The sequence below is a fragment of the Methylophaga sp. UBA3613 genome (assembly GCF_002375415.1).
Lineage (GTDB): Bacteria > Pseudomonadota > Gammaproteobacteria > Nitrosococcales > Methylophagaceae > Methylophaga.
In genome coordinates this window covers 279,008-303,547 of sequence record NZ_DFLS01000006.1, presented here as the reverse complement: position 1 = coordinate 303,547, position 24,540 = coordinate 279,008, and the positions used below count along the sequence as shown (strand labels likewise).

Here is a 24,540-nt window from a genome sequence, read left to right as displayed (position 1 = left end):
ATAATGCTCCTTAGGTTTCAGAATTGGCTAATTTGTTAGGCACTTCACTGGTGGTCAGATCCGTCATAGCGGGCACGCCGCCTTCCGGATAAGGTTTAGCCAGGAGTTCAACCTCATCAATACCGATATCTTCGCAAGCTTCAGGTACACGCAGGCTGTTGGCTTTTTTCAGTAAGAATGACAAGCCATACCCTGGTACAAAGCCCATCAGCCCCATTACTGCAGCCCCGATGAGCTGGCCAACAAAGCTAATTTCCGGTAAACCTTCTGCATTAGGTGTTCCACCGGCAAATACACCGACCAGAACAACCGCAACAACACCTGTGAAACCATGAACACTGACAGCGCCGACCGCGTCATCAATACCACGTTTTTCCAGGAACTTGGCAAATTGAACTGCCACGATACCGGTAGTCACGGCAATGATGAACGCAAGTGAAGGAGAGTAGATATCCAGACCAGCTGCTACAGAGATAATACCGACCAGACCACCAGACATGGTCCAGAATGGGTCACGTGTAGCGATGTAGCAACCAATAATACCTCCGGCAAATCCCATCAGCGTATTAAAAGCAAATGCTGAAAGGTTAGTAGGTGTTCCATAAATTGTGGTCCAACCTGTCTCACCACCATTAAAGATGATGCAACCACCGAGGAACCCGAAGAAACCAAAGATAATCATCATCAGGCCAATCAATGTCATTGGCAGGCTGTGAGGAGAAATGATTTGTGGCACACCGTCAATGAACTTGCCTTTACGAGCACCCAGGTTCATCAAAACACCCAGAGTAAAGAAACCCGCTACAGCATGTACAACGCCAGAAGCACCGACATCGTGATAACCAAATTCGGTTAACAACCAGCCATCTGGATGCCAGCCCCATGCCCCTGCCATAATCCAGACCACACCACCCAGGAAAATAGTCAGTATCAGAAACGCACTGACCCGTATCCTTTCAATAACCGCCCCGGATAGTATTGACCCGGTTGTGGCCCCGAATAAGGCAAATGCTGCCCAGAAAATCCCGGTTCCCATATCCTGAACATCAGGACCCATACTGGCAGCCCATGGTAATGCAGCTGCTGCTTCAATAGGGACAAAACCATTAGGAAATGCGTTATAAATCCACCAGCCAAACAGATAAAATGCCGGAATAATCAGTGCGATAGCAAGAATATTCTTGATACCGGCTGCAAGTGCGTTTTTACTTCGTGAAGCGCCCATTTCATAGGCCAGAAAGCCTGCATGTATCATTAACATGATGGCAGTACACCACCAATAAAAAACTTCTACATTCATGGCCTGATGCATTTCGAATACAGCTTGCTGGGCATCTAACGCTGCCTGCAAGGATTCTAGTGTTGGCGAGTTTTCCATCTTACTATCCTCATTTTAGTTAAAGTCATTTCCCGTTTACCCCTTTTCGGTCAACTTTGTTGTCCAGCAAAAAGCTGGTTTGAACGGCGCTGCTATCAAGGACTTTTTCAGTCGATCGATCCTTGATAGCAACACCAGAACACTGGAGCCTGCGAGCTTCACTCAGCAGATAAAGGCATTTGTGTGCTGCAGTAGCATAGGAAAGCCCTGCTTGCCGCACGTTGGAGATACAATTTCGTTTGTCATCGGTCAGACCACGTTTGGGTGACCAGGTCATATACAAGCCAAGACTGTCCGGTGAACTGAGACCGGGACGTTCGCCAATCAGCATCAATACCGCCTTGGCATTAAGTGCTTCTCCGATATCATCACCAATGGCCACGCGGCCCTGTTGAACCAAGGTGATCGGTGCCAGTGTGAAGTCCTCAATGCCGTCGATTAATATCGGCAGCAAAGCGCTAATAAAAGGCACGACATTTTGATGAATCGCAGTGGCAGATAAGCCGTCAGCAATGACCAGCGCAAGGTCATAAGGCGTTTTTGTGTAATATGGTTTCAGGCTGGTAAAACTTTCCTCATCCAACTGTCGTCCATAATCAGGACGTTGCAGATAGGTCACACGATCGATGGCTCGACTATGTAATATCAGTGGCGGTTGAGTAGTGATTTGTGGAAAATCCTGCTGCAATTGGAGCAGCTGCTGTTGCAAGGTTTCAACATCCAGCTCGGTATGCACCGCATCACGAGCCTGGGCATGAGCCAGTTGAAATTCCAGAGATTCCCGGGTTGGCGTACTGACCCCGGCACGACCAAGACCAATACGTGCCGCAGTGAACTGTCTCAACTGACGCCATGGATTATGCGTCACCATGTCTTCATCAGCTTTGTATTGATCCGTTATCAGCACGTCTTTATCTTCAACCATGAAAATGCCTCACGGCTGAGCTGTTCAGTGAACCGGCGAAGGCTGGAGGTAAATGATTGGTGAGTTGGGCCAGTCCAGCATTACTCATGATCTGCATCTTTTCCAGCCACGCTTCAAATTCTGGCGCGGCACCTAAACCCAACACCCGTCGGGCATATAACGCATCATGAAATGAGGTGGTCTGATAATTGAGCATGATGTCATCTGAGCCGGGAATGCCCATCACAAATGAGCAGCCGGCTGTACCAAGCAATGTCAGAAGATTATCCATATCATTCTGATCGGCTTCAGCATGATTGGTGTAGCAGACATCACAGCCCATTGGCAGCCCTAATAACTTGCCGCAGAAATGATCTTCCAGACCGGCGCGAATAATCTCTTTGCCATCAAACAGATATTCAGGGCCGATAAAACCAACCACTGTGTTGACCAGTAATGGGTCAAATTTACGGGCAACGGCATAGGCGCGGGCTTCACAGGTTTGCTGATCCAGACCATGATGTGCATTTGCCGAAAGAGAACTGCCTTGTCCGGTTTCAAAATACATCACATTCTGGCCAACGGTGCCACGGTTCAGTGATAAAGCCGCTTGTTGGGCCTCAGCCAGGATCGCTAGATTAAAGCCAAAACTGCTGTTGGTTTTTTCCGTTCCCCCGATCGATTGAAAAACTAAATCTACCGGAGCGCCATTTTCGATACATTCCAGTGTATTCGTGACATGAGTGAGGACGCAGGATTGTGTTGGGATTTCATACAAAGAAATCACTTCATCCATGAGATTCATTAGCCGCGTGGCCTGCGTCACATTATCGGTTGCCGGGTTAATACCAATAACTGCATCCCCAGAACCATATAAAAGACCATCCAGCATACTGGCCGCGATGCCATTGACATCATCGGTCGGGTGATTAGGTTGCAGTCTGGTAGACAGGCGTTTGGGTAAACCGATGGTGTTGCGAAAAGCTGTAATCACTCGACATTTCTGGGCGACCAGAATCAAATCCTGATTACGCATAATTTTGCTGACAGCAGCAGCCATTTCCGGGGTAATGCCAGCACTGACTTGTTTCAGGACTTCTGTGCTTGCGGTATCGGTTAGTAACCAATTCCGAAAATCACCGACTGTCAGATGAGAGATAACTGAAAATGCTTCTGCATCATGTTCGTCGATAATCAGACGCGTAATTTCATCATCTTCATAAGGTACTAACGTTTCATTCAGAAATGTTTTTAAAGGTACTTCAGCTAATAGCAATTGAGCGACAGCACGTTGTTCTGCTGATTCAGCAATAACACCGGCCAATCGGTCTCCCGAGCGGGCAGGGGTCGCCTTTGCCATCAATTCAGCTAAATCTGCGAATTGATAGGTTTTGCTGCCCAACTGATATCGATAGCTTTGGCTCATAAACTGCTTTAAATCCAATTAGATGGAATAAAAATTGCACCTGAATAAACAAAGTTTACAAACTATGAATGCGATATCTATACCGGCCGAATATCGAAAATCGGCAAAATAATATTGGGTTTATATTCAGTTACTTACTTAGGCAGCACCGGCATTATTATTAAAACAGGTAAAGCAGATGACCGATAATCCAGAAGAATTTGCACCTAAACAAAGCGGGACTGTATCTAAATGGTGCGTTATGGAAGCTACAGACGCCGACGAGCAGGCCCATAACCTGAAAAACTGGCAACAGCAGTATGATCAGATTAGTAACGGACGCTTTTACGGCAAAATTGAAGAAGTACTGTTTGATTCAGTTCATGCCTTTCGAGAGCACACCAGCCAAACCGTAAGACAACAATGCAATGTATGGCCTAATGCAATCTGGCTGGGTTTTTCAGCAGATGAAAAATCCTGCCGTATCAATGGTCATCATGTCAGTAGTGATCATCTGATGATTCGGCCTGGCAATACCCAGTTTGAATTAGTTACCCCAGAACAATTCAATATTTTTGGCATTGTCATTAATCAAGCCACGCTTCATGCTTTCGCTCGTAAACAAGGTATCGTATTAGATAACAGTTTGTTTTATTCGCCATTAAGATTCTGGCAGTCCGACAAACTGAATTCACTGCGTTACTTGTTAAATGATGTTTTGAAGCCACAACAAGATCATCTGATCCGACAGCATCAGGAAGATATTTTAATTATGGCAGTGCTGGAGATTCTGCAGCAAAACGAGCAGCAGATTCATGAAAAACCGAGCTTTGTGAAACGCCGTGCCGTGGTAGAAAAGATTACAGCGTATCTGGACTCCCACCCTGATAAACCGCTCAGTATTACGGATCTGTGTGATCTGGCACATGTCAGTCGTCGTACCCTGCAATATTGTTTTGAAGATGTATTGGGAATAAGCCCGCTTAAATGTATGCGGATTTCAAGGCTCAATGCTGTAAGACGGATTTTGCTAAACGGGTTAGAGGATGAGCAGACCATCTCGATGATTGCCCAGCAATGGGGCTTTTTTCATGCCGGTCAGTTTACCCATGATTACACCAGTCTATTTGGTGAGAATCCTTCCGTTACAGCAATGCGCCATCAGCAAGTATTAGCGGAAAAACAGGGTATTCAAACCTGAAAGGGATGTGCATTTAATGGTTAAGGGGTGATAGCTTTCGCATAACTTTCAGTTTCAATATCTACCGTTTCTAGCGTTATAGAAGTACTTTTTAACGCAAGTTTTTCCAACTGTTGTAATACCAGTTTGGTTAACTGTTGCTTCTGTTGTGTGGTGCGGCCGTCATGCAGACGGATAGTGACATGGATAAAATCGTTACAGTCCTCCGCCAGTCGAAAATACTCATAAGCCAGTGCTCGGGTTTTAATATGGGATGACTCAAATAAAGCCGATTCCAATACCCCATGATGAACGGCCTCCACCAATATGTCTGGTGAGATATCCAGTGAGCTGGAAAATTCAATAATGCAATGTGGCATAGTGACCTATCTCAAAAGCAGATAAAGACATATCAGCACTGATATCGCTGACAAACCTAATGAAAAAAATAAGAGATTTCGATAGGTTTTAACCTGCTTTTTGGCTTCTTCAGCAGCCGTTTCAAAGCCACTGATCGCCTGCTGCATATTTTCAGCCAGCACATGAATGGATTGAGCGTTCTGTGTTGCTGCTTTTTGCAATTCTTCTATCTGTTTAACCACAACCGGATCGGCTTTGACCGCTTCGGGTTTGGCAGTAAATGCCGGTATCGCATAGGCTGCAACTTGGGCTACATAAGGCGCAACAGCTTTGATAATCGGGAGAAATTGAATGGCCATAAAAAACTCTTTTTTAGGAGTAAACAATAAACTTTAATTTTGATACAAACTTCGCAAATGTTTCAGAAAGCACTAAGAGTTGCGACACCCTCAAAGCGTTAGAATCGGCTGGAAAAGCCGTACTAATAAAGCTGAAAATTCAGCTGACGCAAGTGCAGACTAGGCTTATTAAACGATAAAACAGCAAAAACTTCATGATAGGTAAATTGCACATCAACAAGCCCTAATTTGATAAGCTATCCGACTATTCTTTATCTGTACAAAAATTCATCATTAATGAACTAAAATGGCGCGTCAATGTGACATTGTGGATTTGCTTTGGTCTATTGACCACAGGAGCAAGCGGTTCCCTCAAAAAATTATGCCCAAACCCGCTTTTAACTATTCGATCTCATACAAGGAGACATCGTGAACAAGGCACTCATTTCGGTTCTTGGCAATGACCAGCCCGGTATTATGGCAGCAGTTGCCACGGTTATTACCGAGCATGGCGGTAATATTGAAAATCTGAGCCAAACACTGCTTCAATCGGTATTCGGCGCGTTATTAATGGTTTCAATGCCAGAAGAAGCTCAGTGTGAAGAATTGCACAAGGCTCTCCAGCAGGTAGGCCAGAAAATGCGTTTGTCGATTCACGTTGATCCATGGGATGAGCAACCAACACCCTGGCAGGAAAATCCGCCTGAAGTACAACCTTACATTCTGACCGTAATCGGCCCGGATCGACGGGGTCTGGTGGCTGAAGTATCTACCCAACTCGCCCGTCATGGGGTGAATATCACCAATATTCAGGCGATTTTCAAAGGCGGTAAGAATCCGATGGATAATCTGATGGTGTTTGAAGTTGATGTACCGCGTTCAACCATCATGCAGGATTTGCGTGATGCACTCCATGAAGTCGGCCAGAGACTGGATATCGAAATTGATACGCAACATCGCAAGATCTTCGAATCCGTGAGCAACATCAGTAATTAAGGAACCTCTCATGCTCAACGAAAAAGACATTATTTCAACTTTGATGATGGTGCGGGAACAAAACCTGGATCTTCGCACCGTCACTGTTGGCATCAACCTGACCGATTGCGTCAGTCATGATCTGGAAACATTCAAACGTAAAATTTACGACAAAATCACCCGTTATGCTGGCCAATTGGTGGCATCCTGTAACCGCATTGAAAGACGCTACGGTATTGAAGTTGCCAATAAACGGATTTCTATCAGCCCAATCGGTGTTGTCGGTGCACCTTTTAGTTCAGAACAATTAGTTGAGGTCGCCGTAACGCTTGATAAAGCGGCGCATGAATTGGGTGTGGATTTTATTGGTGGTTTTACTGCTTTGGTAGAGAAGGGCATGAGTAAGGGCGATCAGGCTTTGATCGAAGCCATTCCACAGGCGCTGACGGAAACGCAACGAATCTGTTCATCCGTCAATGTGGCCAGTACGCGTGCCGGTATCAACATGGACGCGATTCTCAAGATGGGGCAAATCATCAAACAGGCTGCAGAACTCACTGCAGACGATGATGGCCTTGCTGCTGCAAAATTAGTGGTATTTGCCAATATTCCACAAGATGTACCGTTTATGGCCGGTGCTTATTTAGGCATCGGTGAAGCAGATGCGGTTGTCAGTGTTGGTGTCAGTGGTCCTGGTGTAGTTAAAGCGGCTTTGGAAAAAGCCTTGGCTGAAGATGAAAATATGGATCTGAGCCGTGCGGCGGATGTCATTAAACAAACAGCAGCCAGACTGACACGTGCTGGTGAGTTGGTGGGCCGTGAAGTGGCACAATTACTAAATCTGCCATTTGGTATTGTCGACTTGTCGTTGGCACCGACACCGAATCGTAATGACAGTGTCGGAGAGATTTTTGAAGCGATCGGTTTGCCAGCTTTTGGATCACCAGGCAGTACCGCATTTTTATCCATGCTCAATGATGCAGTGAAAAAAGGTGGTGCGTTTGCCAGCTCACATGTGGGTGGTTTAAGTGGTGCGTTTATTCCGGTTTGTGAAGATTTGACCATTGCTGAGTCGGCTGCAAACGGCACCTTGAATCTGGAAAAACTCGAAGCCATGACGGCAGTCTGTTCAGTTGGCCTGGATATGGTGGCTTTACCTGGAGATACTTCAGCTGAAATGCTATCCGCGATTATTGCTGATGAAATGGCAATTGGTGTCATCAACAAAAAAACCACAGCAGCAAGATTGATTCCAGCGCCTGGCAAAAAAGCAGGTGATATTGTCCGGTTTGGTGGTTTGTTGGGTGAAGGCCCAGTGATGGCTGTCAATATGGGGAATCAGGAAAACCGCTTTGTTCGCTTAGGTGGCCGTATTCCTGCTCCGATTCAAAGCTTGGTTAATTGATCATCTTATGCTAACAATTAAAAAGCCGTGACAGAAACTGTCACGGCTTTTTTAGATAAAATAAGCGTCAAAATTACTGGCTTTTCGCTCTTCTACGCATTGCTAAAAAGCCCATCAAACCTGAACCAAATAACCAAACTGCTGCTGGTATTGGAACGGCTGAAACCCGGATGTTATCCAGCATCGCTCCAACATTATCCCCCCCGAAGTTTCTAAAAGATAATTTATCCCCATCAACCAAATCAACCAGGAAACTATAGGTATGCCAATTTTCATCCCAATCCAAGAGAAGATGATTAACAAGTGCACCTGCTCCAAACAACACCGAAACTTGGTCAGCAGGACCATTACGTTGATTACCAGATAAATCAAAACTCACTTTGTATTTACCTGCAGAAAAACCATTTTTAGAAGACAAAATCCCTGCGTCACCAGTTGAGCCGTCCAGATCTACGCAAAAGCTACCAACTGAACAAACGATTCCCCATTGATTACCGTTTTTGATCAAATCAACCGTACCGTTTGATACATCCCAATTAACGAAGCTGTTATAGTTTAAGACAGAACTCGCTTGACCTTCACCTTCAAAGCTATCATATAGGCTATTAATGGTTGCAGCAAAGGAAACTGGAGCAAAACATAATGCAGATATTGCTAAAATTTTTGTTAAGTTTTTCATAGATATATCCTCAATTTTTGTAGTTCAGCAATCTCAACTTTGAGACCGGAAACTTTCCGTCCTTAATTCGCATTAAGTTTGGCAAAAATTAAAAATAAATGTGTCTTATAAAGTTCGACACAGATTCAAAATAATCCTTATTTAGACGTTTTTTAATTGTACTTTGGTACAAATACACTTAATAAATCACTTACGGTTAGTCCGGTAACTTATTAATGCAAAAACTCGTTGTACAAATTATTATCTTTCAGTGGGATAAATCTCAGCTTTCTGATGCGCACAAAAAAGCAAGGGCAGGATTACCTGATCGCTATCCGCTAAAATCCTCCTCTTCTGTTTTGTCTAATAAGCAAATATTGCTTGATAAGCATGGGGATGATATTTCTGGAAATCGCATTCGCTATCAAATGACAGATGATTATTTTTTAATTGATCGTTATCGTGTTGGTTTAAAAGCCAAAAAAGTGGAGTTCAAACCACGATTACAGGCCGATGAACCACCGATATTACTTACTTCGCTCGAAGAAGGGTGGGTACAGTGTCAGTACCAGTGGCGTTACCGGATGGATGAAGGCGGTTATATTTACTGGCTTTATGAAAATGTGATCGTAAATGTCTGCTTCGCAGAAAAAAACGATCCAGGTGTTTTTGTAAACTCACCTCCCACCCAACGTTTTACATCTCTACTGACCTGACTCACCAAACGCTCACAAAAACCATAAGTCCACTTGCTTTTAGTTCATGCTTGAGGATGAGATGGAGAGCACAGGTTTTTGGAGAGTAAATCTCTATAATCGCATTAAATTTCTACGGGACAAATTATTTTCTTTCCTTGGAGTCAATATATTACGACCAAGGTAAAAGTCCCTGGTTTTAGTGAGAATTATCCCTTGTAATGAAAAGGTAATATGCCTAAGATGCCCCGGCATTTTAAGATCGTTAAAATCAATTAACAGTTCTGTTTAAATATTTTTAATTGCCTGTTATGAATCAGTAAGTCCTTGAAATTATTTCAACTTAATCGCTAAGTAAAAACAGACGGGGTATTGACCATCTATCTAATGACCACCTCAGCCAAAACAAAGCCAAAAAGCCTCTCGTGAACAGCTATGTAGCCGATACCTCACCGGTTGCCATAGTGAAGTTTTGTCTGCAGTCTGAGCGGCAGATAGCAATTCTCGACAGTACAGCTTCCATCGTTGATATTTTTGGTTTTACCGCAGCACAAATTATTGAAGATTCCTCGTCTGCATGGATGAGCATTGATTCAGATGATCGTGGCATTATTCTGCAGAAAATGGCTGAGTCAGCTCAAACGATGCAACCTCTGAATCTGGGTTGGCATGTGTTACACCCTCAGAAAGGTAAGGTTTTAGTGGATTGCAAAGCCATGCCTGAAGCGGATTCAGAAAACGGAATGGTATGGCATGGCTATTTTCAAAATATCACCGACCTGAAACGTACAGAGCAGGAAAATCAGTCTCATTTGTGGTTTCTTGAATGTCTGGATCAGGTCAACCGGGCTATTCAGGGCACCAATGATCTTGAGCAGATGATGAGTGATGTTCTGGCAGCGATATTGTCGTGTTTTGCATGTGACAGAGCATGGCTTTTATATCCTTGTGATCCAGCAAGTGCCACTTGGCATATCCCCATGGAGCAGACCACTCCTGACTACCCTGGTGGTCTGTCTGCTGGAACAGATTTCCCGATGACCGAAGAGGCAGCCCGAGGTCTGGAAGCCTATCTGGCCAACAGTGAACCAGTAACGCTGATTACCACTATAGAAAGTCCTGATGCACCCGAATTTCTGAGAGAGCATCATATTCGCTCAATCATCGGTACGGCCATCTATCCAAAAACCGGTAAACCCTGGGTGTTTGGTTTGCATCAATGTTCGTATGAGCGAGAGTGGACTAACGACGAAAAACGTTTATTCAGTGAAATCGGTCATCGTTTATCTGATGGCTTGACCAGCTTGCTGATATATCGTGAACAACGTGAGAGTGATGAACGCTTTCGGCAGGCGTTTGAATTTGCTGCGATTGGAATGGGGGTGTTGTCCTTGAGTGGGCAGTGGTTAAGAGCCAATCATTCCATTTATGAAATGTTCGGCTATTCCGAAACTGAACTACTGCAAATGACCTATCAGGAAATGACCCATCCCGAGGATTTGCATAAAGGACAAGCGGAGCTTGATCGGCTGATTGCTGATCAAATTCCCTATATGCAGATTGAAAAGCGCTATCGTCATCAAAATGGGGACTATTTCTGGGCAAGACTCACAACCAGCATTGTCAGAGGAAGAAACAACCAGCCGCTGTATTTCGTTTCGCAGATAGAAGATATCGAAGAGCGTAAAAAATCAGATCAAAGTATCGCCCTGTTAAATTTTGCTATCAATCAGGTAAAAGAATGCATTTATCTGCTGGATGGAAAAGGGCGCATCAGATATGTCAACGATGAAACCTGTCACACCATGGGATACAGCCGTGACGAATTAATGGCTATGTCCGTTCCTGAAGTTGACCCAGATACCTCTCAGGAGGTTTGGAACGAACATTGGCAAGAACTTAAACAAGAACGTTCCGTTCGTTTGGAAACTCGCCATAAAACAAAAAACGGCAGGATCATTCCAGTCGAGGTGAATGCCAACTATTTTGAGTATGGCGGAATTGGCTACAATCTGGCACTAACGCATGACATCACTGAGAGAAAAGCGGTTGAAATTGCTTTGCGGGAGCAGGAAGAACGTTTCCGGCAACTTGCCGATAATATTGAAGAAGTTGTCTGGCTGACCGATCTTGCTATGGGGCATCTGCTTTATATCAGTCCAGCCTATCAAAGCATCTGGGGACGCAGCTGTGAAAGTCTTTATGATAAGCCGTCGTCCTGGTTGGAAACGATTCATCCTGAAGACATAAATAATGTCAGTCAGGCTGTTGTTCAAGGCAAGATAACTGGCGAATACGATATTGAATTTCGCATTATCCGCCCGGATAGCACCATTCGTCATATTCACCAAAGAGCCTTTCCGATATTGAATGAAGCGGGCGATGTGTATCGAATTGCCGGCACTGCCCAGGATATAACGGAACGGAAAGAGCAGGAAGCACATATTGAATATCTTGCCTATCACGATTCATTAACCGCTTTACCAAACCGTTTATTGACGATGGATCGTCTGGGGCATGCGATTACCCATGCTACACGTCATGCCGATGTATTGGCCGTTTTGTTTCTGGATTTGGATCGCTTCAAAACCATCAATGATTCACTTGGTCATCAGGCAGGTGACTTGCTGTTACAGCAGGTTGGTTCACGCCTGCTTGGGGTATTACGTGAAGAAGATACCATCGGCCGGGTGGGAGGTGATGAATTTCTGATTTTGCTCCCCAGTATTAATACACCTGACGATGCGGCACATGTCGCCCAAAAGCTACTCGACATTTTATCTCCACCCTTTATGGTAGTAGGTCATCAATTACATGTTAATGCCAGCATTGGGATCAGTTTGTGCCCCCGAGATGCAGTCAATGCTGAAACATTAGTGAAATATGCTGATACAGCGTTATATCTGGCCAAAGAGCAAGGCCGAGGCGTTTTCCGTTTCTTCAGTCCCGAACTGGATGATCGTGTTCATGCACGACTGCAATTGGAAAATGATTTACGAAATGCGATGCATACAAACCAGCTGTATTTGCATTATCAGCCGTTAATGGATTTAGCGACCGGAGAATGCATAGGTACAGAAGCGTTACTAAGATGGTCTCATCCTAAAATTGGCTTCATCTCTCCAGCCACTTTTATCCCGGTTGCGGAAGAAACAGGTTTGATCTTACCGATTGGTGATTGGGTTTTACGGACCGCCTGCCTGCAGGCAAAAAAATGGTTCGAGGCCGGTAAAACGAATTTTCGGATGGCAGTTAATCTGTCACGCAGACAATTGGACTATGTCGGGCTGGCTACAGATATAAGACGAATTCTTGATGAGACAGGTTGTCCTGCACATCTATTGGAACTGGAAGTCACCGAATCCAGTGCCATGCAGAACCCTGAACAGGCTATTGTTATCTTAAACTCGCTTCATGAAATGGGCATTTGTCTGGCAATTGATGATTACGGAACTGGCTACTCAAGTCTAGCGTATTTAAAACGTTTCCCATTTGATCGACTTAAAATTGATCGATCATTTATTGATGGTATCCCAGATGATGCTGATGATATGAGCATTGTGCATACAACCATTATTCTGGCGAGACAATTGCGTTTAACGGTTATTGCCGAAGGCGTGGAAACCCAGGCACAGTGTGATTTTCTCAAGAAACATCAATGTGATGAAATTCAGGGCTATTTGTTCGCAAAACCAATGTCGAGTGAAGATGTCGAAAACCGGTTTGGATTCATCAACTCATCTTCGGCGTGATTTGAATTCTGGAGCGTTGTTTCATCCATCATTAGACGAAAATAAGGTGATCTTTAGCGCAATTGGCCAGGCCAATAAATAAAATGGCAAAAATTATAGTGGTTAACCACAGCTACGTAGCGGCCCAAAGGCTGATAAAAACTAAAACAGCAAAACCAGGACGATGCTATCAATGAATGACCGCAAGCGGTTTTTCCTGACGTTTAAGTGAATAATTCCGACGGTTCATGAATAACTGCACAGATTGATAGCACGAACAGGTCGATAGTTTGGTAGTTACAGACTGGTGAGATGCTTGTCAGATGCCCGACAACACGTAAGAATATGTTATGGATAAACCTCTTCTTGATTCATTTAGCGAATACGTAGACTTACTGCTCGACGCCATTTGTGCTGTGGATGAAGACAGCCGGATTATCTATATCAGCAATGGAGCGCATCGCGTTTTCGGCTATCCAGCCGAAGAATTGATAGGTAAAAGAATGCTGGATCTGCTTCATCCCGAAGATCACGATAAAACCCAGCAAAGTATTGATAGTGTTATGCAGGACAAACATGTCCTGGATTTTGAGAACCGCTATATACGAAAAGATGGTCAGGTGGTGCATCTGCTGTGGTCCACCAGCTGGTCAGACAAGCACAAAATGCGATTGGGCGTTGCCCGTGATATCACTCGTATTAAAGCCGCAGAGGAAATGCAAAATTCGCTGATTGCGATATCAGACACTGCGCACCGAACCAACGGCATCAAACAGATCTGCCAGCAAATTCTCTTTCATCTCGACTCTCATATCTCCATCGCGACCTTCGGTGTTGAAGTCTCGCCCATAAATGATTCTAAATGGCACACCATTTTTGAGAGTGTGGGCGGATGCATGCATATGCTGAAAAATGAGGTGAAGCTTCGCATTGCCAGTGATAATCAAATCGCGCTCGAAAAAATTGATGACAAATTAATGTTACTGGTGCCGCTGGTGTTTGATGAAGAGTCTCACGGCATTATTGGCCTGGCTTTAATGGAACAAGATTATTCGCTGAATGAAAACGATAGAGCGTTATTGACCTTCACGGCATTACAGGTTGCCACTGCAATTGAACGCCATCAACGATTTGAACGACTACAACATCTGGCTTTATATGATGCGTTAACCGGCTTGCCCAATCGGGAATTATTTCAGGATAGGGTGCAACGTTCATTATTAAGAGCCAAGCGTGAACAAAACCATTTTGCTCTGATGTACATGGACCTGGATAAATTCAAAGAGGCCAATGATACCTATGGCCACGCAGCCGGTGATCAACTGTTAAAAGAATCAGCAAGACGCATTTCGGATTGTGTGCGAGAAACCGATACCGTCGTAAGATTTGGTGGAGACGAATTTGTCGTGCTGTTGGATACTGTGGAAAACCGCAAAGGTGCATTGGGAGTAGCCGAAAAAATCCGTTTGTCACTGTCAGAACCCTATGAATGGCAAGAACATGAAATAGAACTTTCTGTCAGTATTGGTATCGCTTTGTTTCCCGAACAGGGAGAGCAAATTACCCAACTTATCGCTGCCGCCGATGAAGCCATGTACAAAGCCAAAAAGCGTGGCAAAAACTGTATTCGTTGAACAGTTCAACGATTGTTTAAGTTGCCCCTGGAAGTGCGATTTTGTTTTATCCATTTCTCTTCGAACTCACTAATGGTGAGAGGGTAGGAGAAGAAATAACCCTGAGCATAATCACAGCCTAAGATTTTTAATTCATTCGCTGTTTCTTCATCTTCAACACCTTCAGCCAAGGTTTTCATACCAAAAATCTGTGCCGTTGAAATGATGGTTTTAACGATCGCCATATTTTTACTGTCATTGAGCATATTGCGGATATAGAACATATCGATTTTGAGAATGTCAGCCTCAATGTTTCGCAGGTAGCTGAGCGAAGAATGTCCCATCCCAAAATCATCAATCGCCAGAACAAAGTTTTCCTGTTTGAGTTTTTTAATGATTTCTATCGCAGTTTCGGGGTCATACATGATTCCGGTTTCGGTCAGTTCCAGCTCAAAATCCGCCGGGCTTAAACCCGATTGTTTTACCTCGGCAATAAATTCATCAATGAAAACCAAATCATCAATACTTTTAGCAGAAATATTGATTGCCATGCGAATCCCCTGAACCGTAAACAAAGTATGACCTTGTTTTTTCCAGGCGTTCAGGGCACGAGCCGTTAACTGTAAAACCAGTTTAGTGACTTCATTGATTAAGCCGCGTTCTTCGGCAATAGGAATAAATACACCGGGTGGAACACTACCCAGAGTGCTGTCATCCCAGCGTAACAGTATTTCGGCACCGGTAAGTTGATGGGTCTGAGCATTAACTTGAGGTTGAATTCGGATAGAGAAACTATCGGGATCAAATTTCAGTGAATATTCAATCCGTTTCGCGATGAGGGAGCGGCGTTGGATTTCTTCGCCAAGTTTTACGTTAAAAAAGTAACTGGGTTGTGATTTTTCTTTAGCAATATCCAGGGCGATTGCGGCACCACGGGTAAGCGTTTCAAAGGTCTCTGCATCTTGTGGAAATAAAGCAATACCAGTTCGGGTATTCACCATGACTTTTGAGTCTGCAATCGTGAAAGGTGCCTTTAATGTATCCTGCAATCGTGCCACCATCATTGCTGCGGCATCTGCAGATTTCACTACCGCTGCCAAGGCAAAGACTTCACCATTGATTCTGGCAAGCGAATCAAATTCCCGATCAATTGCTCTTTGATCGATATCGAAATTTCTGTGGTCATCGCTAAAAACATAACGTATCAAGGTATCGGCACTTCTGATGGTACTGGCAATACGTCGGCCGACAGCGTGCAACAAATCATCTCCGGCGATATAACCAAGTGTTTCTTTCACATCTTCGTGATTGACCAAATCGAGGTAAACAACTGCGATGGTGTAGTTAAAGCGTTTAGAGAGTTCCAGCAGATGTTTGACACGATCACTAAACAGATTTTTGTTGGCAAGCCCGGTTAATTCATCAAAATACGCCAATTGTTTAATTCTATTTTCTTTGGCCCTTATTTCAGTCAAGTCGCGCCACACCACCTGAATGCAAGCCTCTCCATGAAAGATAACTGGGGTCAGGGTTACCTCGGTAGGTGTATTCTCACCATGGATGGTGTTTTGCAGCCATTCAAAGCGTTGATAGCCCTCAGTCAATGCTTTGGAAATATAATGTTTGGCAAGATTTTTACTGGATTCCCTACTTTGGTTTGCAGAAGAAATCTTTAATGGAGATAGACCGATCAAATCCTGACGTGATGACACGCCATAAAGCTTAACGGCGGCATCATTACATTCGGTAATGACCATATCTTTGTTAATGATCCCGATCGCATCAGCTGATTTTTGCAATAAAATCGCAATCTGTGTTTCATTTTGCTGACGTAATTCATCGTTTTCATGCAAAGTTTCGGTTAATTGATCACGTAGTTTCCGTGCCTCATAGAGGCTTTCCAAGGTTTCCAGAATGGGCGTCAGACGTTTTACTGTCTTCTCGGTGTAACCTTCTTCGGCATTTGCCAGCCCTATCATGCCGACAATATTGCCATTGTGATAGAAGGGGAGACCCAGATAGGAGTTCAATGTGGGATGCCCTTCGGGAACGCCCCCAGAACGGCTATCTGAATTTGGTGAGTTGGCAATAACCGGTTTACCGGTGGTCATAACGCTGCCAAGCAAGTTATGGTGGTTATGAAACTCCAGTCCATTAGCCTGATTGGATTCATACAACGCCCGGGTTTCATCATTCCATGCAATATTAGTCAGCGCTCGAAGCTTCAGGTATGGGGCATCATTCTCGTCATGTAGTACATCGCCAATCAAACCAAAAGCGCTATTGGTGAATTCGATGAGCTCGTTTAACAGCAACTCCAAAGCACTGTCATACGATGCATTCAGAATAAAAGCCTTTTGAATACGATCGATGGTTTGTTGCAGATTTAATTGATCCTCATATTTATCAGAAACTTCTTGTCTGGCAGCATGGATCGACTTATGACTTGCATACATGTATGCATCAAATGCCAGAGTAATATCTAATAAGGCAACTTTGTATAACGCGTTGATGGAGGGTTCAATTAAAGCGGGCGTTTGTGAGAGAATTTTAGCAATGTAATGGCAGGTCAGTTCTAGGTAAACGGCGTAAGAGCCAATGTACCACTGCGTTGTCAGACCCACTCGTTCATGGGCAATACCAACACGAATACGATCCTTGGCGTAATCCAGATCATATTCACCAGCAGTCAGTCTACGAAAATAAGTTTTTTGGGTGGATTGTAGTCGGGCTCGGACTTCAGGATCTGCCAGTAACTCCTGAGCAAAATCGAATGACATCAAATGGTCGTAAAATGCGTTAATCAGCTCGGTTTCATAGATCTGCAGGGGCACATGCAAGGCAAGAAGTAGCTCAATGTCTTCAGTACGTAGGCGGATCAAATCCTTGCGGTTGTGAAAACTCGTCTCATTGAGCGATATATGTCCAAATATATCTTCCATCGCGTGCATCATCCTTAACATCCATTTTTCTAAGAGCCGCTTTGCAGAGCTAAAGTTTCAACTTTTTAATCAATTGATGACTAATTTAGTCAACTATTTATGCGGTGTTTAAAATATACTGCTTTTACGTGAAAATGCATAATCCGCTATTGGGTCTGATTTCCCAGCGCCAGTTAGCGCTAGCCTATAATGCCCCTCCAACTTAGAACAGCAATGGCAACGCCGATAATGACACCTAACAAACCCAGAATTAAGTCACTGTAAGGTTTGTCTTTTCTGGGGCCAGGGATCAATACTGATTCAGATGGATTTTTCGGGTTGTAATAAATTTTGATATCACTATTAACTGGGTATTGATCGGCAAACTCTAGAGTTTCCGGGTACATCATCGTATAAAAGGCGGGTAATGTTCCAGTGTAGTTCTGGCCATTAATTTGGTAGTTATATTCTACATTCAGCTTTTCAACTTCTTTTATTTGCCCACCTAAATTTCGTGAACCCCAAAGCAGCACTTCAGTCAGTTGTCCAGTAACGCTGGGCCAACGTTGGCTTGCCACTGCTTTCTGATAACTGGTCACAGAATGCTTTAACAAATAAATGCCAAATAGGGTTAACGCCGATCCTGCTAATAAAGCTATGTTCATTGCTTTAACTCTTTAATGTCAAACGCCATGCTCAGCCTGGATTTTTAATAAAAACATCATAAAAAATATAATGTTAATAAACATAAGGCCTCGCACTAGCTTTTATCCAGATTGTTGTTAATTTTGTTCATGAATCACTACAACAATATCTTCAGCATCACCAAGAATTACCGTGGTTTTATCGAGCCGTTCAGCACCTTGGGCCCAACTGCTTATCAGTTGTAATGAGAAAATCTTTTTAAACTTTTATCTTTCCATGATTAATTGAGTAGCTCTCAGCTAATCCACGTTGAGGGTATAAACGAATTTCCACTTCCACAAATTCACCCTTTAGCAATTTTTTTTGAAAGGTAGCAATCCTTTATGGTCTGTGCAAATTTGCTAATCATCCTCTTTATATGCAATTGATAACGATTTAGATTAAGGTTAACATGTTGGGCTTTTAAAATTTAAATGGAGAAATTGATGCCACGGAAAAAGCTCTCACAACAAATGTTGTTTTTGTTACCAACGCTATCCTTATCGCTCGGGGTAATGGCCGATGAAGACGCTGTTAAACTGGACGAACTAACCATCACTTCAACCCGCTCTGACACACTGCTAAAAGATTCTCCACAGGTCGTTACCGTTATAAGCCAGGAAGAAATTCAGCAGCAAATGGAATTCTCCAGCGATACCTCTCAGGTGCTCAGCAGTTTGCTCCCATCTTTTTCTCCCAGCCGACAAAAATTGAGCAGTGCAGGGGAAACCTTTCGTGGTCGCTCTCCTCTGTTCCTGATAGATGGTGTTCCACAATCGAACCCATTAAGAGACTCTCAACGTGATGGGCACACCATTGATTTATCAATGGTTGAGCGTATTGAAGTGATTCATGGGGCAAGTGCCATTCATGGTTTGGGTGCTACCGGTGGCATTATAAATTTTATTACCAAGCGACCTACGGCCAATACACTAAAGCAACGTATGTCGGTTTCAACCACCATGCCGACCAACAAAATTGATGCTGAAACCATGGGCTATCGGGCTGATTACAGCTTGCTGGGAAGCCAGAATAATTGGGAATACAGTCTGGGCTTGAGTTATGAAACGCAAGGCCTGTATCTGGATGATGACGAGGATCCTATCGGCGTCGATAACACACAGGGTGATCTGATGGATTCACGCAGCTATGACGTCTTTGCCAAATTGGGTTACTGGTTTGATGATAATCAGAACCTGGAATTGTCCATCAACCGTTTCCAGTTGGAAGGGGATAATAACTACACCAGTGTCGATGGCAATTTGGCCAACGGTACCCCCACAACCTCCATTAATGCGACCCCAATGGGGGATGCACCGAGAAACCGGGTATTAACTACCAGCCTGACCTATAAAAACTTTGATTTGGCGGGAATGGAATTTACCGCCCAGGCTTATCGGCAGGAATTTGAAGCATTATTTGGTGTTACAGACTCCACAAGTTTTGTTGACCCGGTTCTGGCCCCGGAGGGTTTTGATCAATCACAAAATGAATCCGATAAAAACGGCGCCAAATTCACCTTAATGAAAGATGGCTTATTTGATGACAAGCTCAAACTTACAACCGGTATCGATATCCTTGAAGACACCACCGAACAGCGTTTAATGCTGACCGGTAGAAGTTATGTGCCAGAGACGCAATTCAAAAACTACGCACCCTTTATTCAAGCGCAATTCAAGCCAATGGAATCTGTAGTATTCAATACCGGTTTACGTTACGAAAAAGCCAAGTTGAATGTCGATACCTATCAAACCGTGGCAAGTAAAAATGGTGTGACAGTGGAGGGCGGTAATCCTGAATTCAGTGAAACATTATTTAATATTGGTACGGTAGTCAGCCCAACCTCCTGGTTGAGCCTGTTTGCTAACTATTCTGAAGGTTTCGGTATGCCAGATGTAGGCCGGGTTTTACGTGGAATTGATACACCAGGACTGGACGTCGATAATTTTCTCGATTTAAAACCGATAGTGACAGAAAACAGTGAAATTGGCCTTCGTATTGATTGGCAGCAAGTCAACTTTGAAATCAGCTATTACCAATCAGATTCTGATTTGGGTTCCCGACTGCAACAAGTTGGTGATGATTTTTTCATCCAACGTGAAGAAACTGAAATTACTGGTGTAGAAACGACTTTGGGGTATCAAGTAAATAAAGCCAACCATCTGCAACTCAGTTATTCACATATCAATGGTCGCTCAGATAGTGATGGGGATGGTCAGGTAGATAGAGATCTGACCGGTGCTGATATTCCACCAAATCGTTTAATCGCCAGCTGGTCAGCAAACTGGTCACCTAAAGTAAGCTCTTTTATTCAGGCTAGTCACAACTTTACTCGCCGGTTTGATGAGAACCCTGAACTGGATTTCGACAGCTATACCCTGGTCGATGCTTCAGTCGGCTATAAACTACCAGCCGGTAAACTCAACCTGGCGTTTGCTAATCTGTTGAATAAAGATTACTTCACCTACTATTCACAGTCTGCACAGGCCAATCCAACCCGTTATTTTAAAGGTCGTGGCCGGACGGTAACGTTGGGTTACTCACTGGATTTTTAACAGCAGATTATCTTGGGCTTCGTGCCTTAGTACCGACTTACCATAAACGCTCGTTCCCACGCTCTTGTGTGGGAACGCGCTTATACAAAAAATTCCAAACCTATTTAAGTCACTAAACTCTTTAATCAGGAATCTCTGCTTCAACCAGCTTGGCCAGTTGTTCAAGTGATTCTTGCCATCCCAGATAACACATTTCAACTGGAATGACCGCTGGAATACCTTCCTGAACAATACTCAATTCCGTTCCACAACTCACTGATTTTAAGTCGATTGAAACCACCATTTCACCGGGAAGATTTTCGTCATCAAAACGATCCGTGTGGCGAATACGTTCATTAGCCACAAGCTCTACAAATTCGACAGTGAAAGTATGACTGTTGCCAGTACCGAAGTTTGTGAAAGACATCCTGTAGCCACCACCAGCGCGAACATCAATTTCATGGACCGTCCCAATAAACCCATAGGGAGGGAGCCAATATTCTAAAGCGCTTTTCTCTGTAAATGCCTTATAAACTCGCTCGGCTGGAGCTCGCAAAACGCGGTGTAATCGAACTGTACCTGTTTCATTCAACATAACAATATCCTTAATTTTGATTTATTCAGATTAGGAATAAATCAGTTAGTAGCTGTAGTGGAACAGAATTTCCAACTTGAAGCTTTGGAAGACCTCTGTCTCTACTGGATTGTCGAACGAGACTTCACGAGATCGACACTGTGGGGAAAAATTACTACATAGGGGAAGGATATAAAAAGACTGAGTTGGCTAATCCACTGATTCTCAAGAACAATATTTACAATTCATATATAAATTTATAGTTGTTGAAATGCAGCAGGTTTTGACACTGTTCCACATAAGTTTTATTTGAATAAAGAATGCATGGTGGGGCGCAAAACGAATGATGATATTTCCGGAAGCAGCTGGCGCCTGCCGGCTGATAGTCGTCGATCCAATCAACCAGAATGCGCTTGTCGGTTTATAAAAACAGCTGATAATGGAAAATTCTGAACTGAAACCTGTTTACATAATTGCAGGATGTTCTTCTAATTCAGTGAAAAGGGTATTTATTATTATTCTTTGCTGTGCTTTCAAGGCTGCCATCAATTTTGCATCGCGATGATATACATCGGGTCTGAATTCCAACCGACCATCGTCTAATGCCCTAGCTGTCCAGTAGTCCATCAAGATCGGTACGCTGGCAGGCAAGGGGATATTGCGTGTCTGTTTATTAAGCAAGGCATCGTTTATTGCGTTTTGGGTTTTCTGACTTGCACCAACGAAAAGTTTGTCCGCCAGTTGTTTGGCCGCTTCCACACGTACACAGCCGGAGCTAAAGGTACGCTTGTGGCTCGCAAACAGACTCTGATAGGGAGTGTCATGCAGGAATACGGAAAAAGGGTTGGGAAAACGGAAGACCACCAGACCAAGCGCATTGCTTGGCCCCGGATCCTGACGAAGCTTAATAGGACCTGGGTTTTGCCAGTCAATAGTGGCAGGATTTAATTCACGTCCATCCCGATCCAGTACTCTGAGTCGATTTTTGGCTAGATACGCTATGCTCCGCCGAATCTCGGGCAGCTTGTCTTGACGGTAAATGGTGGGGGGCACTGTCCAAGTGGGACTGAAGGTGAGGTGGGTTATGGAGGATCGAAGGGTGGGGGTAGGGCGGCGGGCAGTCCCAACCTGCACCCTCCCTTGCCAGCCGATTTCCCCCTCATGAGTATAGGTAGCCTTTGCCCCGGCAATGTCAACCAGCAAAAGGGTGGGTGAGATTTCCCGCGCTAGCCAGCGCATACGCTCCAAGTTGATCTTTAACTGCTCCTCACGATAATTACGTGACAGATTAAGAGCGGCCAGCGTCTCGGGCCCCACAACTCCGTCTACCTTTAGGCGATGACGGGCCTGAAAATCCTTCACCATTTCCACCAGTTCTGCATCGTAGTGATCAGTGATATAAGAATGACGAACATTTTGCTGATCGAAGCCGTTGATCTGTGATGCCAATCGTTGGCGGAGAATAGAAACTCTGACATCCTCCATGCCGGGTTTCAGCAGGGGGCCAGGTGGTACGATAGGCCAACTTACCTCACTATGTAGCTCGTGCCAGTTCTTGTAAGCTGAGCGTAATTTTCGGTATGCAGGTAATTTGGGCCGGGCGCTATCAAAACTGGCGCGGATGTACTGCAGCCCCCGGCGAGCCACAACACCAAGGTTCTCAAGAGACGCGGCTTCGACCCCGCTGCTTTTATCCTCAACGAGTCGCCAGAGGGGGGCAATATCTGAACGATCGAGTAAACCATACTGCAAGTGGTAGAGCGCTGCCAGATAGGCCGTAGACGCCAATAGATCACGGCAGGCAAAGGTTTCGCCATCTGCACTGCTGATTGATCGCCATTCTTCCAGCTGCAAGAGGCCATACATCTTTGGATCCAGGCCATCCCATTTTACATCCGCAAGGGCAGCAAGCAAGGCATCATAGCGCTCAATATCCGACCACAGTGGAGCTGAGAAACTGTTACCGTATAAACTTTGCAGCCAGACCGCCTGGTACTGTGACTTGCTAGAATCCGGGACACGACAAAGTCCGCCGTCAGACATAATCGGAGCAAGATTGCTGGCAAAACCTCCTAGTGAATTATTCACCGCCAACACCTGACAGGACCATACCGAGATAGCGAAAAAGCATGCAGTTAAAGCACACCACTTTGGTAACAAAATGTACAACCTTCTTGCTCCCTTCTCCAAGCCTGTTAGAATCCCTTAACCATAACATTGTTAATTCGGGATGCGAACGAATTGTGCTGTTCGCACCATTATTGCGGTTCTGACATATTGACTCAGCCCTGATAGGGGGCACCAGAGCACTATTAGGGGAAAACATTGATGCACAAGCCCTCATCCCGGCGCCATACGACAGCTTTTATCTTTAGCCTGATGCTGCTCCTTTCCGTTCCATCTCTTGCCGCAGATAAAGCCCCAATGCTTTCGCCACTAACGGAAGACTTGGCCATTCAGGCCCCCAACATGAATCGAGCCGTACTGGACAAAGCCATTTCCGCGATGAGGTGTGCGGTCAATCATGGTGCTGACCAGGCGGACCGACTGGCGGTCATCGATTTTTCTTTACCTTCAACCGAACCACGCTTGTGGATATTTGATTTGAACAGCCGTTCACTGATTCTCGAGGAGCTGGTGGCCCATGGTCGCAACTCAGGTGACAATGTAGCGACCAAATTTTCCAATGAGGAAGGCAGCCATCAGTCCAGCATCGGTCTGTTCCGGGCTTCAGAGAGCTATATAGGCCGGCACGGTTATTCCCTGCGTATGGATGGCTTGGAACCTGGCATCAATGATCGCGCTCGAGAACGGGCAATCGTTATTCACGGTGCTGACTACGTGAACAATCAATGGATCAAACGCCATGGCCGCATCGGCCGAAGCCATGGATGCCCTGCAGTAAGCCGGGATGTTGCCGATCAGGTGGTGGATACACTTAAAGACGGCCAGTTTGTCTTTTCTTATTACCCTGATGATCATTGGCTTGCGACTTCCCCTTATCTCAACTGTCAACCCAAACGGGTGGCGGCAATTCTGCCACCAATCAACAATAAGGGTAGTTGATAGAGTCATCAGCGCGCACAAAACCAGTTTACTTGTGTACAAGCGATAACCAGTCCTGATGTCCTTAACCGTCTCATAAAGTTAGTGCTGAGATGATGTATTGTTAATGCTTCAACTTA

The 24,540-nt window shown here is 44.6% G+C and carries 18 protein-coding genes and 1 riboswitch; of the genes, 8 read left to right on the top strand and 10 right to left on the bottom strand.

Going from position 1 to position 24,540, the window contains the following annotated elements:
* Positions 1-10 precede the first annotated feature (10 nt).
* From B3S93_RS07650 to B3S93_RS07640, 3 genes are read right to left on the bottom strand one after another with little or no spacing between them, the layout of a single operon-like run.
* Positions 11-1,378 (bottom strand): ammonium transporter, encoded by a 1,368-nt coding sequence (locus B3S93_RS07650; RefSeq protein ID WP_292357383.1) that lies wholly within the window; start codon positions 1,376-1,378, stop codon positions 11-13.
* Positions 1,379-1,403: 25 nt separating this feature from the next.
* On the bottom strand, positions 1,404-2,303 hold the full coding sequence (eutC, locus tag B3S93_RS07645) for an ethanolamine ammonia-lyase subunit EutC (RefSeq protein WP_292399200.1): 900 nt from the start codon (positions 2,301-2,303) through the stop codon (positions 1,404-1,406).
* A complete protein-coding gene (locus tag B3S93_RS07640; protein ID WP_292399197.1) occupies positions 2,296-3,708 on the bottom strand; it encodes an ethanolamine ammonia-lyase subunit EutB in 1,413 nt (470 codons plus the stop codon). The genes eutC and B3S93_RS07640 overlap by 8 nt, the downstream gene beginning before the upstream one ends.
* Before the next feature lie 178 nt (positions 3,709-3,886).
* Between B3S93_RS07640 and B3S93_RS07635 the strand changes: the two genes are divergently transcribed.
* Entirely contained in the window at positions 3,887-4,888 is a 1,002-nt protein-coding gene (locus tag B3S93_RS07635) for a helix-turn-helix domain-containing protein (protein ID WP_292357378.1), read from the top strand.
* A gap of 20 nt (positions 4,889-4,908) precedes the next feature.
* On the opposite strand, the gene B3S93_RS07630 is transcribed toward B3S93_RS07635, so the two are convergent.
* The gene (locus tag B3S93_RS07630; protein ID WP_292399194.1) at positions 4,909-5,247 is read right to left on the bottom strand and encodes a 5-carboxymethyl-2-hydroxymuconate Delta-isomerase; all 339 of its coding nucleotides are present in this window, start codon (positions 5,245-5,247) and stop codon (positions 4,909-4,911) included.
* Positions 5,248-5,253: 6 nt separating this feature from the next.
* Positions 5,254-5,586, bottom strand: a complete 333-nt coding sequence (locus tag B3S93_RS07625) for a hypothetical protein (RefSeq protein ID WP_292399190.1) — start codon at positions 5,584-5,586, stop codon at positions 5,254-5,256.
* Between the two features lie 408 nt (positions 5,587-5,994).
* Here B3S93_RS07625 and B3S93_RS07620 point away from each other — a divergent pair, with 408 nt between their 5' ends.
* Entirely contained in the window at positions 5,995-6,561 is a 567-nt protein-coding gene (locus B3S93_RS07620) for a glycine cleavage system protein R (RefSeq protein ID WP_292399187.1), read from the top strand.
* Positions 6,562-6,571: 10 nt separating this feature from the next.
* A complete protein-coding gene (locus B3S93_RS07615; protein WP_292357371.1) occupies positions 6,572-7,945 on the top strand; it encodes a PFL family protein in 1,374 nt (457 codons plus the stop codon).
* A gap of 73 nt (positions 7,946-8,018) precedes the next feature.
* On the opposite strand, the gene B3S93_RS07610 is transcribed toward B3S93_RS07615, so the two are convergent.
* Positions 8,019-8,624: a VPLPA-CTERM sorting domain-containing protein gene (locus tag B3S93_RS07610; protein WP_292399186.1), complete on the bottom strand. Its 606-nt coding sequence runs from the start codon at positions 8,622-8,624 to the stop codon at positions 8,019-8,021.
* Between the two features lie 15 nt (positions 8,625-8,639).
* Positions 8,640-8,717: riboswitch (cyclic di-GMP riboswitch) on the bottom strand.
* A gap of 122 nt (positions 8,718-8,839) precedes the next feature.
* Here B3S93_RS07610 and B3S93_RS07605 point away from each other — a divergent pair.
* The 3 genes from B3S93_RS07605 (at position 8,840) to B3S93_RS07595 (ending at position 14,663) form a co-directional block, all read left to right on the top strand.
* A complete protein-coding gene (locus B3S93_RS07605) occupies positions 8,840-9,319 on the top strand; it encodes a hypothetical protein (protein WP_292399183.1) in 480 nt (159 codons plus the stop codon).
* Positions 9,320-9,723: 404 nt separating this feature from the next.
* Positions 9,724-13,050 (top strand): bifunctional diguanylate cyclase/phosphodiesterase, encoded by a 3,327-nt coding sequence (locus B3S93_RS07600; protein WP_292399181.1) that lies wholly within the window; start codon positions 9,724-9,726, stop codon positions 13,048-13,050.
* Between the two features lie 329 nt (positions 13,051-13,379).
* Complete coding sequence (locus B3S93_RS07595) at positions 13,380-14,663, top strand: GGDEF domain-containing protein (RefSeq protein ID WP_292399179.1); 1,284 nt, start codon at positions 13,380-13,382, stop codon at positions 14,661-14,663.
* A gap of 5 nt (positions 14,664-14,668) precedes the next feature.
* Here B3S93_RS07595 and B3S93_RS07590 read toward each other — a convergent pair whose 3' ends face one another.
* Together B3S93_RS07590 and B3S93_RS07585 are read right to left on the bottom strand one after the other, a co-directional pair.
* On the bottom strand, positions 14,669-17,584 hold the full coding sequence (locus B3S93_RS07590) for an EAL domain-containing protein (RefSeq protein ID WP_292399176.1): 2,916 nt from the start codon (positions 17,582-17,584) through the stop codon (positions 14,669-14,671).
* 179 nt (positions 17,585-17,763) lie between these two features.
* Positions 17,764-18,228, bottom strand: a complete 465-nt coding sequence (locus B3S93_RS07585) for a DUF3592 domain-containing protein (RefSeq protein WP_292399173.1) — start codon at positions 18,226-18,228, stop codon at positions 17,764-17,766.
* 465 nt (positions 18,229-18,693) lie between these two features.
* Between B3S93_RS07585 and B3S93_RS07580 the strand changes: the two genes are divergently transcribed.
* Positions 18,694-20,802, top strand: coding sequence for a TonB-dependent receptor (locus B3S93_RS07580; RefSeq protein WP_292399171.1), 2,109 nt, complete (start codon positions 18,694-18,696; stop codon positions 20,800-20,802).
* Positions 20,803-20,923: 121 nt separating this feature from the next.
* Here B3S93_RS07580 and B3S93_RS07575 read toward each other — a convergent pair whose 3' ends face one another.
* Together B3S93_RS07575 and B3S93_RS07570 are read right to left on the bottom strand one after the other, a co-directional pair.
* The gene (locus tag B3S93_RS07575) at positions 20,924-21,376 is read right to left on the bottom strand and encodes an SRPBCC family protein (protein WP_292399168.1); all 453 of its coding nucleotides are present in this window, start codon (positions 21,374-21,376) and stop codon (positions 20,924-20,926) included.
* Between the two features lie 444 nt (positions 21,377-21,820).
* The gene (locus tag B3S93_RS07570) at positions 21,821-23,443 is read right to left on the bottom strand and encodes a L,D-transpeptidase family protein (RefSeq protein ID WP_292399165.1); all 1,623 of its coding nucleotides are present in this window, start codon (positions 23,441-23,443) and stop codon (positions 21,821-21,823) included.
* A 240-nt stretch (positions 23,444-23,683) separates the two neighbouring features.
* On the opposite strand from B3S93_RS07570, the gene B3S93_RS07565 reads away from it, so the two are divergent.
* Complete coding sequence (locus tag B3S93_RS07565; protein WP_292399162.1) at positions 23,684-24,421, top strand: murein L,D-transpeptidase catalytic domain family protein; 738 nt, start codon at positions 23,684-23,686, stop codon at positions 24,419-24,421.
* Positions 24,422-24,540 lie beyond the last annotated feature (119 nt).